Genomic DNA, 13,164 nt, shown 5'->3' on the forward strand with positions numbered 1-13,164 from the left:
TGGACTGCAGGCTGTGTTTCACTAATCTGGATATTGAAGAAGTGTATCCTTGGGGCACAGCTGGCACCCTGGTCAGGATTGTTCCCTGAGCAATCAAACCGTTTTGAGATAGAAACGGCTAAGCAGTTCATCATAGTATTCAAAATCGCCGAAGGCATTCATGATGCGGGGATAAATTTCAAAGATGATATGGGCGGGTGTATACCAGTGCCGACTTTGGGTTTCAAAACCCAATTCTTGGGCTTCTGCTTTGCGCAATAAAACAATTTGTTGGGTTTTCGCGATTTTACTGCTGTTTTTACAATAGTAATCAAGTGCTTTTTCAGCGGTCTTGAAGTCTTTGAGAAGATTCAGGCGCACGGGTTGCCATTCTGGAAGCTGTTCAGGATCCAATTCAATTCCCAAGAGGACAAACTCCAATTTGTTCTCAAGATAAAAAATTTCACCTCGTTCAAGTGCCGAGCGAATGCGGGGATCATTTGAGTTGGAGCGGGTTTCTAGTGGGGGAGGAGCTTCATTTTCGAGGTTTTGTTCCAGGGGGAGTGGGCTTTGATTCGATTTCAAGGCTTGCAGAAACAGCTCTTTGTCACTTTCCTTGATGAACGGTTTCACTTTCAGGTACTCAGCATATTCCGCTTTGCTGAGTTTGAACGTGATGGTTCGCTCTTGCTTATTTTTATGTCTGCCAGAATTTTTCATGGCTTTGAACGCCCACGCTTAAGTTCTTAGCTCTTCCTCAAGCATAGCAAAAATGAGCAGTTGAATAAAGCAGACAAAAAAAAGAGGGGGCTGGGCCGTTCTGTTTCTCAAATAGATATGCCAAAAAATAACACATCAAAAAAAAAGAAGCCGCTTCAGGCGACTTCTTTGAATCAACGGAAACTATTTCATCAGACTCAGTTTTAAAAAGGCATAGTAGAGCGTTTTGTAGACATTCATACGGCCGTAGCCCGTATAGATATCGAAGCCTGGGGCTTCCATATCGTCAGCTCCCAGTTTGATCAGGTACTTCACCTGTACAGGGGTGAGATCTTGCAAGACACTTTTGATCAGCGCTACCAGGCCGGAAACGGCTGGTGTTGCCATGGAGGTCCCATTCCATTGAATATAGTTTGTACCAGGAATCGTTGACATAATATTCACTCCTGGAGCCATAACATGGATATGGTTGCCGTAGGTTGAGAAACTGGTGCGTTTATCCGAGGAATCGGTGGCCCCGACAGCGATCACGCCAGCATAAGCCGCAGGATACATCACGGCATTGCTTCCCGTATTGGCCATGCCTGCCACGGCTATTGTATTTTTTGATAACGCATAGTTAATCGCGTTTTCAATCACCTGAGAATAGACTGGGCCTGCAAAACTCATACTGAGGACGGTCGCGCCATGATCTGCTGCATAGGTAATCCCTGCAGAAACGCCTGCCAAGGTGCCATAGCCTGAATTGTCTAATATCCGTATGGGCATGATTTTGGCGTTGGGGGCATACCCTGCAATGCCGATATTATTGTTGGTGCTGGCGGCGGCGATACCTGCGCAGTGCGAGCCATGACCGTGGGTGTCGCCATTGTAGGGCAAGCTGGCGAAAGCGCTGTAGCCCTGCACAATCTTGTCTTTTAAATCAGGATGAGAACCATCTACCCCTGTATCCGCCACTGCGATAATGGTATTTTCCCCCAGGCCTTTGCCATCTTTTGCCAGAGCCCATCCTTGTTGGGCTTGGGTTTTGATCTGACCATATTGGTATTTGAATAAAAAGTCGTTGATGGGGTAGCTTGCTGTGGGAGCCGGAATCTGCGTGATGGCGACCAAGGCATCTTGTTCTACCAATTCAATATTGGGGTTGTTTTTAAGCTCTGCATAGGTTTGGTCGGATTCCGACAGGTTTTCACTTTCCAGCACTTCCAGATTCTGGCTGCGCTGAATATAGCCCAGATGTACGGCATTGACTTCATCTCGTATCTCTTCCGCTTCTGCTTCACTGACATCGGCTTTGAATTTCACGATAAAGCGCCCTGGAATTTTAGCCCCAGCTTCAAGGGGAACTTGATCTTTGATGCCAAAATCTGAGGGCATCAGAGATGACATTTGAAGATCTGTTTCTGAGTCTGGATTTACCATCGCCGAACCGACCGTTTTGTTTTGTGGCGTGGCAATTTGACTGGGCGTTTGGGCTGTATGAAAGCCTTGGCAACCTGTCATCAACAGCAAAGTGGCAGCACAGAAAAGATGAACGGCACGAAAAGTTTTAGTCATGAGAGACTCCTTATTATTTTAAAATGGGCAACCCGGCTGACTGCATGAGTTCCGTGGCTTTGCGTCCCCGCCTCGCGACGGGTTTGCCTTTTTCCTTTTTGAACCCGAGGGTTCAATCAAGGAGTTTGCCGAGCGGCAGGATTGTCTCTCAGCATGGTTTATGATAATCAAAGAAATGAAAAGAAAATAGGAGTTTGGATACCCTATTTCTGTGCGGCGGATAACGGTGTTTCTGTCAGTTAGATCACAGCTGAAATCCTTTTAAAATTTAGTTTTATGGGGGTAAAGATTTTTTGAGGCTCTGAATTTTAGATGTGGGTGGGCTGTGGGTGAGTTTTGATTTGTCTTTTTATTTGCCTAAAAATGAATAGATTTAAAATTTTTTATAATTATTTACACGTGAAATATAAGTAAATTTGCATTGGTTTGCGTAAAATAAATAAGTGCAAGCTGTTGATGTACAAGAATATTTTTGTGAGGAAAAAAAATACGCTAAACTTATAAGGCTTTCTTTCGCAAAGCGAATAGCACAGAAGGTAGAGGGGCAGGGGTATGTCGCAAAAAAAGCAATTTTCCTTAAGGGTGGGTCTGGGAGCTTTACTCAGTTTGAGTCTACTTGCCTGTCAAACGGCGGCCAACCCATCTTCATCTGTGCCCGTAAACGCTTCGGCTTCTCCCGCTGTGAGGGCCTCTCAAGAACCCGTATCTAGGCCCTCTTCGCTTCCTTCTGCTTCTCCTTCCGCAGCAGAGCCAGTTGAATCCAGCGAAAAACTTGAAGCGCAATTGGGCTTTAAATTTGTCTCGGTGCCTGCGGGGAGTTTTGCCATGGGGGACAGCAAAGACGGCCCCGTTCATCAGGTGACTTTATCGCAGGGGTTTCAGCTGCAAAATACAGAACTCACCCAGGCCCAATGGCAGGCCGTGATGGGAACGAACCCCTCCTTTTCAAAAGGGGATAACCTGCCTGTAGAGAGTGTCAGTTGGAATGATATTCAAAGCTTTTTGACTCAGTTGAATGCCAAAACCCAAGGCGGATACCGCTTGCCTACGGAAGCCGAATGGGAATACGCGTCCCGTGCAGGCAGCACGACGGCCTATGCCTGTGGAGAGGATGAAAGCTGTTTGGCCGAAATGGCGTGGTATATTCCCAATGCCAAAGAGATGTCGCACCCAGTGGGGCAACTCAAACCCAATGCCTGGGGCTTGTATGATATGCACGGCAATATCAGCGAATGGGTTCAGGATCGTTACGCGCCCTATACTGAAGGTGCTCAAACCCAACCGATGGGCCCAGAAAAAGGAGATTATCGCATCCAACGCGGAGGACATTGGGGGACCTATGCTGATCGCTGCCGTTCTGCCAGCCGCCAATATGGCGATCCCGGAGGAAGCGATCGCAATTTGGGTTTCCGTTTGGCCCGGTCTTTACCCTAAATCTTAACCTGGCCTTCGTAAAATTAAGATCTGGGTTTTATCTGTAAAGTGCAGAACGTTCTGCTTCGAGCAAAGCAAGGGCTTGTTGCGCGAGATGAGGTTCCAATTCATTTTCAATCGCCTTCCAGTTGATCTCAGGTAAGTCATGGCGCTGAATATATTCTGCCTGAAATTTAAGCATTTCCATTCTGAGTGCTGTGGTTGGATGCGTTGAATCTACTCGGTGTTTTTCTTTTTCAAGAATACGTCTTCTTCGTTCATGTTCAGAAAAGGGCATTTTTTGCCAATGGGTCAGGGTTTCTTCAAAGAGTGAACCAGGATTTTCAGTTTGTTTTTTGCGGATTCGCTGTCTGGCTACCGCATAGATTTCTGGCTCCAGTGAGAATTTTTCAAACCCAGTCAGACAAGCTCTTAGGGAAGCCAAGCGCAGACTGTTCAGATCGGTTCTGTATTCCGCACGCTGACTGTCTGCCCAGAGCCAGCGTAAAAGCAGGTGTCCCAGTCCCCAAAAACCGTGGGCAATCAAGGCGAGTAACCAATTGAAGGGAATGAGCAAAATTTCAGTAAAGTTGAGCGCTATTCTGTCCTCGTAGAAAAGCTTGCCTTCGTAATGGGGAGCTAGGCTATGTGGGCAAAGGGCATCACCGGTTTGAAAGAGGACGTTCATGGCAAACTCTGGCAAGCGCTGTTGCATGGGGTCATTGTGCGCCAAATGCCCAATTTCATGTCCCAAAAGAGCGAGTTTTTCCTCTGAATTTAAAACGTTCCACAGCGGCAAACCGATCGAGAGATAGCGTTTTTTTTGATAGACAGTGACACTTGCATTGAATTCAGGTGTAAATATTACCCCGTCCGGTTGGGGGGTATTTAAAACATTTGCGCAGAGCTTGAGCAGTGAAAAAAATGCAGGCAGGGTGTTTGCGTCCAATACTGTTTGGCCTGCATAAGGGGGGGCTTGGCGCTTTGGGGTGGCTAAAAAAGCAAAACCCAGAAACATCAGTCCAAACAGGCTGCCCACAACCTGTCCCCTGAAATGCCACAACAAGTAAATTCCTGTAAAAATTAGGCTGAGATAGGCAATTATTACCCCGATTGAAAACAATTTGACACCTGTGGAGAGTTTTTTCAAATGCATTGTATTTGCCAGATTTTGAGTTTTTAGAGCTTGAAAAAGCTCCAAACCGAGTCTTTCGCTGAGTTTCAAATAATATAACTCAAATATATTCTGTGCTGAATTTTGCTCTGCATCAGGTTGTAGATTCCAGTCGCAGGCTGGGCACCACTGGGTAAAATCTGGGTGATCGTAGAGGGGAGCATTGCATTCAGGGCAGGGTTTCATTTTTGCTCCTTTGCGTGAGCGAAAATTCTCGTGCGGTCATCCCGCAATGACCCCAGCCGCAGTGCTTTGCAACAAAGTTTGAAAATCCTGTTCGATATGGGCCAAAGTAAGTGACTCAAATCGCTCTAGAACCAGATTGTGAGCTTCCTGAAGAACTTTATCCAGGGCCTGATTGACAGCCTTTTCAACAAGACAGCCGGGCAGGTTGCTTTCTGGGGTGAAGTGGAGTATGGTGGGCTCTCCCAGGGCATCATAGATCTCACGCAGGCTGATTTGATGCAAAGGTTTGATCAGAATCCATCCGCCCCCATGTCCTTTTTCGGCTTGAATCAGTTGTTTTTCACGCAGGCAGGCCAAGGTACGTCGTACGACAACGGCATTGGTATTGAGCATTTTGGCGAGCGTTTGGGAGGTAAGCGGGGCTGGATGGTGGCTCATGTGAATCAAAACATGCAGGGTTCGCCAAAGCCTTTGATCGGTTTTCATCGCCAGTTTAATATGCCCAATTCAGTTGAAATCTTCTTACAGAATAACATGCTGTGCCAGATGCCCTCAATTACTGGGGGAGAGCTTGCAGGCGTTTTTATGATTTGCTATCATGTAACATAAAAAGTTACATGATAGTTCTTGGCAAGATCGCTATCGGAAGCTAACTTTCTATCTGAATACCAAAAAGGAGCCTATATGACTTCCTCTCACCGACACGCCTCTTCAGCTCAGGAACCCAAAGCGTTTTGGGAAAAACGCTATCTTGAAAGTGTGTCCCGCAGCCGTGGTAAAGCCGGTAGGTTTTTGCAGGACTGGGTTTCAGGTTTAGAACCCCAACGGGTGCTGGAACTGGGCTGTAGCACAGGGGATGACAGTCTTTGGTTGGCTGAAAAAGGGTGGCAGGTTACCGCCGTGGATATTTCGGAACATGCCGTGCAAACGGCCCAGCGTTTGGCGCAGGAAGCAGGTCTGTCAGAACGGATTGCTTTTCTAAACTGCGATTTGACCCAAGAATTTCCAGCGGGTCAGTTTGAGTTGGTCAGTGCGACCTATTTTCAATCGCCCTTTGATTTTCCCAGAATACAAATTTTAAAGACAGCAGCTTCACGGATTGTCAAAGGGGGGCATCTGTTGATCGTTACCCACGCCTCGGCACCCCCTTGGGCTGCTCATACAGAGCCAAAACATGAATTTCCAAAGGCTGAAGAGGATTGGCAAAATCTGGACTTGCCTGAATCGCAATGGCAACTGTTGAAGCTCAGTGTGGAGACACGTCTGGCCCAAGGGCCTCAAGGGCAGGAAGCAGAGCTAAAGGACAATTTGATCTTTGCCCGGCGGCTATAAATATCCATAACTTGTGTTGTGAATAAAAGTTCTACGAAGCATCAATTCTGAAATCTTAAAAAAATAAGATTATTTTAATGTCTGGAAACAAATTTTGAAAGATTTTCTGTTTAAGAAATTTTGAAATCACATTCAAAGAATATTAGGTTTTCCGTGTTAGAAGTTTTAGATTATGTTTAGTCGTTAACCGATTCTATGCTATGTTATGATGTACTCACAATTCATACAAGACCATACAATACAACAATCTTTTCAATTTTAGGTAACTTCAGTGAGTGATGCCGTCTTAAATAAACAATCCGAAGACTTTCTCCGTCAGGCTTTACCCGTCTTTGCAAGACATGAAACTTTTCACCCACGCTTTGGTTGGCTAAAAAAAGGTTATGATCGCACCAAACAAGATCCAGCTATTTTTCTCCAACAAGATGCTCCTGTCACCTTGGGCGTTGGCAAGAACATGGTTAATGCGATTCGCTATTGGACACAGGCATTTAAGTTAATTGAAGAAGCGGGTGAATCAGAAAGTAAAGGTACAGAATACTTACCTTCAGATTTTGGCTTAAATCTATTGGACGATAATGGATGGGATCCTTACCTAGAAAACCTGGGCTCACTCTGGCTTTTACACTGGTATTTAGTCAAACCTGTGTCTATTGCTGCAACTTGGTATTTTGCTTTCAATGCTTTTTCTCATATTGAATTCAACAGCGACGAATTTTTAAAAGAACTGAGCGATTTTCGCACCCTTTATTTCCCTCGGGCTAATGCTGTTGAAGCCTCTCTCAAGAAAGATGCCAATTGTTTTTTGCGAATGTATGCAGAAGGAGCTTCAAATAAAAAAGGTGTTAGAGAAGAATCCATTGATTCACCTTTTATTCAATTGGGTTTAATGCAATCTCATCGTTCTCATCATTATCAGTTTAATATAGGTTATAAACCCACATTGCCCCCAGAAATTATCGTTTTTGCCTGTCTTGATTTCGCTGCTATGTATAGTACTGGGCAAACATTAAAACTAGATAGCTTATTGTTTAAACCAGGCAGTCCGGGATTTGTCTTTCGGCTCAATGAAGCCAGCTTATGTGAGGCCATCGAAAAAGTTGCTCGAAAGTTTAAACAAGTGCAATATTCTGAAGCAGCAGGGCTTTTACAATTGAGTTTTCAAGGTGATCCTAAAACACTCGGACATAAATTATTAAATCGTTATTATAAGGAGCAGGCATGAGTATCCAACTCCTTTCTGACATGATTCAGTTAGAACGGCGCTACAGTCGTTCTGTTAATCTGGAACGGGATTTGAAAAATCCTGATAGCGTCAAAGGTTATATTATTACACCCTGTGCTCAAGACTTGATCGAGCGTTTTATTCATTCTTTTCCTGTGGGCTCTACTCGGGCCTGGACGATAACAGGTGTATATGGCACAGGTAAATCCTCTATTGCCCATTTTTTAACTGCTCTCTGTTCACCCAAAGACAGTCTAATATATGAAAATGCCTTGCAAGTTTTGGCTGAAACAACCCAAGAGGCCCTGCTGATACAAACACAGCTTGTTAACCAAATATCAGATTCTGGCCTTATTCCTGCTGTGGTTACTGCCCGTAGAGAACCCATTCACCATACGATCATGCGTGGACTTTACGAAGGACTGGTTCATTACTTTGACGGTAAAAGGGGTAAAAAATCTTCTGTCTTTGAAGAACTTCAGGACTATATTGATTTAATTGAATCCGGCAAAGATTTTGATGGGAAAGTCATTAAGTCGTTTATTGCCAAAATTACCCAGTCTACAAAAATGGGGATTTTGCTCATTATTGATGAGTTGGGTAAAAACTTTGAATACGCCGCTCAACATGCGAACCACGGAGATTTGTATTTACTTCAAGAATTAACTGAGTATCCTTCTGCACCGGCTCACCAGGGCCTTTTTGTATTTGGTCTTTTGCATCAGGCATTCTCAGAATATGCTCGCAATATGACCGGTCTACAGACCAATGAGTGGTCTAAAATTCAGGGTCGCTTTGAAGATGTTCCCTTCTCTGAATCTCAAGAGCAAATGTTTCGTTTAATGGGAAAGTCAATTCGTTTAAACGCAGATTATAAACCCGACATTCTTACTTGGGCTGCCCAGTGGTCAGAAGAAATCAACAACGCTTTTGGACAAATAGCGGGCATCTCAAAAGAATTAATCAGCGAAGTCTACCCGCTTCACCCTTTAGCTGCCTTAGCCTTGCCCCAACTCTGCCAGCGTTATGCGCAAAATGAACGCTCCATTTTTACGTTTTTGGCCAGTGCCGAGCCCCATGCTTTGCAGCCTTTTTTGCAAGCTATAGCTTGGGATGCTTCTTCTCCGCCAACTTTACAATTGCATCAGGTTTATGATTATTTTGTAGAATCGGCCAATATGACGGCCTCTAATCGCGTGCAAGCGCAACGTTGGAATGAAATCCATAACCGTATTATGGATGCGCGTCAATTGAGCACAGAAGAACAACAGGTTTTAAAAACCGTGGGTTTACTTAATTTGGTTTCGTTGGGGGGAACCATCAAGGCTCGAATGGATATGACTATTGCAGCATTGAATCATCAGCCTGTTGGGCAACAAAGCAAGCTTTACAAATCATGGAAAAAAGTGATTCAAGCCCTCATTGAGAAAGGGTTTTTGACTTATCGTAAAAAACTTGATGAATTAAGACTTTGGCAGGGAACAGATTTTGACATTGAAGAGGCCTTGCAAACTTCTCAGGAATATTTGTCTCTCAATGTAGAAGATGTTTTAAATACCCATTTTGAACTCCAACCTTTGGTTGCACAACGTCACAGCTACCAAACGGGGACACTTCGCTATTTTCAACGGGCTTTTATCGGAGAAAAGACACGTGAACAAGACTTGCTATTCCCTCAAAGCAAAGCTGATGGCTTTTTGTATTATGTTTTAGAAAAAACCGCAACCCTTCCTGAAAAAACAAGTGATGGGCGACCCAATCTCTATTTGGTTGCAGAAAATACAGAACATCTTAAAAGTTTAGGGCTGGACTATGCAGCCTTTTATGAAATTTCACAGAAAGCCCCTGAATTGCGTACCGATGTCGTGGCTCGGCAAGAAGTATTACAGCGTTTGGCGATTGCCCAAAGACAAGCCAAAGAAACTCTTCATCAAATTTATTCTTCTGGGGAAGGCTTGGTTCAGCTGTTGTACTTAAATAAAGAATCAACGCTTAAAGGTGATTCTCATTTAAGTCGTGTGTTGTCTGAAGTGTGCGATGAAACCTACCCAAAATCTTTGGTACTTTGGAATGAATTATTGAATCGAGAAGAATTAACAGCTCAAGGATCCAAGGCCAGGAAAGAACTGGTCTCAGCTATGCTTGAACATACTGGAGAAGAAAATCTCGGAATAGAGGGCTATGGCCCTGAGCGCAGTATGTTTGAATCTCTGTTGAAACAAACAGGTCTTTATCGTCAGTTGGATACTGGCTACGGTTTTACTGATCCAAATATAGGAAGTGGCATTGAACCCGTTTGGCAAGCAGTGAAAGATTATTGTTTCTCAGCCATATCTGAGCCGCAATCGGTTCAGGGTTTGTTTGAACAACTCAAACGCCCTCCTTATGGAGTAAAAGAATCAGCTCTCCCCGTTTTGTTGACCGCTATACTCATGCAGTTCAGTGATGAAATCAGTTTGTTTCAAGATGGGGTCTTTATTCCGCTTTTACATATGTCTCATTTTGAATTGCTTTTCCGGCATCCACAGCGCTTTTCGGTTAAATCTTTTGCTATTGAAGGATTACGCGCTGACTTCTTTGCTTTATTAGAAGAAATGTTAGCAACAGAAAAAACCAAAGATTTTTTACAAAGAACAGGTTCTCGCAATCGAACACTATTAAGCTTGGTAAAACCTTTGATTGGTTTTGTGCAAAAATTACCCACATTTACGTGCAAAACCAACGATCTGAGTGAGCAAAGTCGGGCTTTGCGAACAGCCCTTTTAGAAACCAAAGATCCTGAAATTCTTATCTTTGAAGCATTACCTTCTTCATTGGGTTTTCACACAATTAAGTCCGATGATGAAGCGCAAGACTTTAAAGCATTGCAAAAGGTTTTGATCCATTCCCTCACTGAGTTGAACATGGCCTATCCTAAATTACTGAATCAGTGCCAGCAGTATTTACAGTCTGCTTTTGGGGTTAAGGACAAAGATCCTCTGCGTAAAGAACTCACCCGTAGGGCTAGTTTTCTCAAAGACAAAACCGTTGAACGCAAAGTTACATCTTTTGTAAATGCGATTTTGGATAATGAGAAAAATGAGAAAAGCTGGCTTGAGGCTGTCGCTATGGTGGTTGCAGATAAACCTGCCACTGAGTGGCGTGATCAGGATATTGATGCTTTTGAGACCCAATTAGCTGAGATATATCGGCGCTTTACTAATTTGGAAGCGATTCAACATGAACTGAAAAATTTGCCTGTTAATGGCAAAAAAGCCAAACGGGTTGTTGTGGCTGACTCCTCTGGCAATGAGTTTAATCAGGTTGTATGGATTGATAAAGAAGATGAAGAGAAAATTACACTACTGGTAGAACAGCTTTTAAGATCCCCAGAGCTTAAAGATAATCACCGTTTGCAAACAGCTTTAGTTGCAGGTCTTTCGGAGCATATCTTTCAATCTTAGCTCATTATTAACAGAAATTTTCCTTTGTTGAGGTCATTTTAAATGTTAGAATCAATTTTACTAAGGCTGGGACAATGACAAAAACTGAGCATCATGTATTGGGATTATCTGGTGGAAAAGACAGCACCGCCCTGGCTGTTTATTTGCAATTGCATAAAAAAATCCCCAACATGACCTATTTCTTCTGCGATACCGGAGAAGAACTTCCTGAAACCTATGAGTATTTGAACAAGATCAAAGCCAGACTCGGGGTTGAAATCCATTATTTGGCAGCAGAGCGCGGTTTCCAGCACTGGTTAGACGTGTATAATGGTTATTTGCCCTCTCCCCAAGCCCGTTGGTGTACCAAACAAATGAAAATTATTCCCCTCGAACGATTTATTCAAGATAAGTTTGGCGAGGATACAGTTTATAGCTATATCGGAATACGTGCCGATGAAAACCGAGAAGGCTATCTCTCTAAAAAACCGAATATTATTCCTGTGTTCCCATTTCGTGATGATGGCATTACCAAGGAAGGCGTAATTCAAATATTAGAAGACAGTGGCATTGGTATGCCCAAATATTATGAATGGCGTTCTCGTTCGGGTTGCTATTTTTGCTTCTATCAGCGCAAGTATGAATGGGTCAAACTGGCTGAACGGCACCCTGATTTATTTGAAAAAGCCAAACAGTTTGAAAAAGAACATTCAGACGGGCGTATGTACTCTTGGAGCGATGGAGAAACCTTGGATGAACTTCTTGCTCGAAAAGATGAGATTATTGCAAGCCATGATAAAGCTTTGGAACGTCAGAAAAAGAAAAAGCCAAATCAGGCTTTGGTTCATGCGCTAGAAGATGTATTGGATGAGGAGGATGACGAGCTTCCTTGTTTAGCTTGTCATATTTAATCTTATTTTGATATTCAATTTTTAGTGTGATTTATTACAACTTTCATATTTGGAGTGATATGTGAATTCATTTAATGATGAAATGCTATTAGATGAAGATGAAATTGGGATTGAAGAAGATGATGACCTGAATTTTTCTAACACTGAAATGTTTAGTAAAGCTGTAATATGGGGTACTGATTGGACTGCAGAAACAATAATTAATCAGTTGAATAAAAAAAACATAAAGATAGATCCAAATTTTCAAAGAAGAGACGCCTGGAATGCTAATCAAAAAAGTTTATTTATTGAGTCTCTTATTTTAGGGATTCCTGTTCCTCCTATCATTTTGGCAGAAAAAAAAGAACAAAAAAATTCCTTTATTGTTATCGATGGGAAACAACGGCTTTTAAGTTTGATTCAATTTTCAGCAAATGATGACAGTGACTTTGAACAATTAAAACTATCAAAATTAAAAATTTTAAAAGAATTAAATGGACTAAGTTACTCTGATATTGAAAAAAAATCTGATTTATATGATTATCAAACACAGTTTGATAATCAAACAATTCGAACTGTAGTTATTAGAAATTGGCAGAATGAAGATTACCTATATACAATTTTTCATAGATTAAATACAGGTAGCATGAAATTAAATTCCCAAGAGTTGAGGCAAGCTTTATATCCAGGGGATTTTGTGTATTATGCTGATGATTTTTCTATTCAAAGTACACAATTACAATCAATACTTAAAAATAAACAACCCGACAAAAGAATGAGAGATATAGAGTTATTACTAAGATATTTTGCATTTAAGAAATTCATTGCCTCTTATGATGGTAACTTAAAGGATATTTTAGATAAAACATGGAAAAATTTGAACGATAATTGGGAATCAGATAAAGAAAATATTAAAAAAGAAGCAGAAGAATTGAATAATGCTATAGATTTTGTTTTTGAAATTTTTGGAGAAAAAAGTGCATTTAGTAAGTATTTAAATGGAGAGTTCAAAAATTCTTTAAATAGGGGAGTTTTTGACATAATGGTTTATTACTTTTCTCAAAATGATATTAGAATTAAGTTGGAAAATAAGAAAAATGATGTTAAAGCTCTTTTTATTCAACTTTGTGAAAAACCAAAATTTTTAAGAACCATTGAATACTCTGTTAAAGGTCTAGAACAGGTTCGTACTAGATTTGATTTTTGGCGTGAAGGATTAAGTGGATTACTAGGTGAAGAATTACATAAAATTTGGGACTAACATTT

At 42.1% G+C, this 13,164-nt stretch carries 10 protein-coding genes and 1 riboswitch; of the genes, 6 read left to right on the forward strand and 4 right to left on the reverse strand.

Going from position 1 to position 13,164, the window contains the following annotated elements; all coding sequences use genetic code 11:
* Positions 1–93: 93 nt before the first annotated feature.
* On the reverse strand, positions 94–699 hold the full coding sequence (locus tag COW20_19065) for a hypothetical protein (GenBank protein PIW45740.1): 606 nt from the start codon (positions 697–699) through the stop codon (positions 94–96).
* 183 nt (positions 700–882) lie between these two features.
* A complete protein-coding gene (locus COW20_19070) occupies positions 883–2,256 on the reverse strand; it encodes a peptidase S8 (protein ID PIW45741.1) in 1,374 nt (457 codons plus the stop codon).
* 23 nt (positions 2,257–2,279) lie between these two features.
* Positions 2,280–2,354: riboswitch (cyclic di-GMP riboswitch) on the reverse strand.
* Positions 2,355–2,808: 454 nt separating this feature from the next.
* Between COW20_19070 and COW20_19075 the strand changes: the two genes are divergently transcribed.
* On the forward strand, positions 2,809–3,690 hold the full coding sequence (locus tag COW20_19075) for a formylglycine-generating enzyme family protein (GenBank protein PIW45742.1): 882 nt from the start codon (positions 2,809–2,811) through the stop codon (positions 3,688–3,690).
* A gap of 37 nt (positions 3,691–3,727) precedes the next feature.
* Here COW20_19075 and COW20_19080 read toward each other — a convergent pair whose 3' ends face one another.
* Positions 3,728–5,029: a hypothetical protein gene (locus COW20_19080; protein PIW45743.1), complete on the reverse strand. Its 1,302-nt coding sequence runs from the start codon at positions 5,027–5,029 to the stop codon at positions 3,728–3,730.
* 36 nt (positions 5,030–5,065) lie between these two features.
* Positions 5,066–5,515 (reverse strand): transcriptional regulator, encoded by a 450-nt coding sequence (locus tag COW20_19085; GenBank protein ID PIW45744.1) that lies wholly within the window; start codon positions 5,513–5,515, stop codon positions 5,066–5,068.
* Between the two features lie 198 nt (positions 5,516–5,713).
* Between COW20_19085 and COW20_19090 the strand changes: the two genes are divergently transcribed.
* From COW20_19090 to COW20_19110, 5 genes are all read left to right on the forward strand, one after another.
* Positions 5,714–6,361, forward strand: a complete 648-nt coding sequence (locus tag COW20_19090) for a class I SAM-dependent methyltransferase (protein ID PIW45745.1) — start codon at positions 5,714–5,716, stop codon at positions 6,359–6,361.
* A gap of 271 nt (positions 6,362–6,632) precedes the next feature.
* The gene (locus COW20_19095) at positions 6,633–7,586 is read left to right on the forward strand and encodes a DUF4007 domain-containing protein (protein ID PIW45746.1); all 954 of its coding nucleotides are present in this window, start codon (positions 6,633–6,635) and stop codon (positions 7,584–7,586) included.
* Positions 7,583–11,029, forward strand: coding sequence for a hypothetical protein (locus COW20_19100; protein ID PIW45747.1), 3,447 nt, complete (start codon positions 7,583–7,585; stop codon positions 11,027–11,029). Before COW20_19095 ends, COW20_19100 begins: the two co-directional genes overlap by 4 nt.
* 74 nt (positions 11,030–11,103) lie before the next feature.
* A complete protein-coding gene (locus COW20_19105) occupies positions 11,104–11,919 on the forward strand; it encodes a phosphoadenosine phosphosulfate reductase (protein ID PIW45748.1) in 816 nt (271 codons plus the stop codon).
* 61 nt (positions 11,920–11,980) lie between these two features.
* The gene (locus COW20_19110) at positions 11,981–13,159 is read left to right on the forward strand and encodes a hypothetical protein (protein ID PIW45749.1); all 1,179 of its coding nucleotides are present in this window, start codon (positions 11,981–11,983) and stop codon (positions 13,157–13,159) included.
* Positions 13,160–13,164: the final 5 nt, after the last annotated feature.

The sequence above is a fragment of the bacterium (Candidatus Blackallbacteria) CG13_big_fil_rev_8_21_14_2_50_49_14 genome (genome assembly GCA_002783405.1).
Classification (GTDB): Bacteria; Cyanobacteriota; Sericytochromatia; order UBA7694; family UBA7694.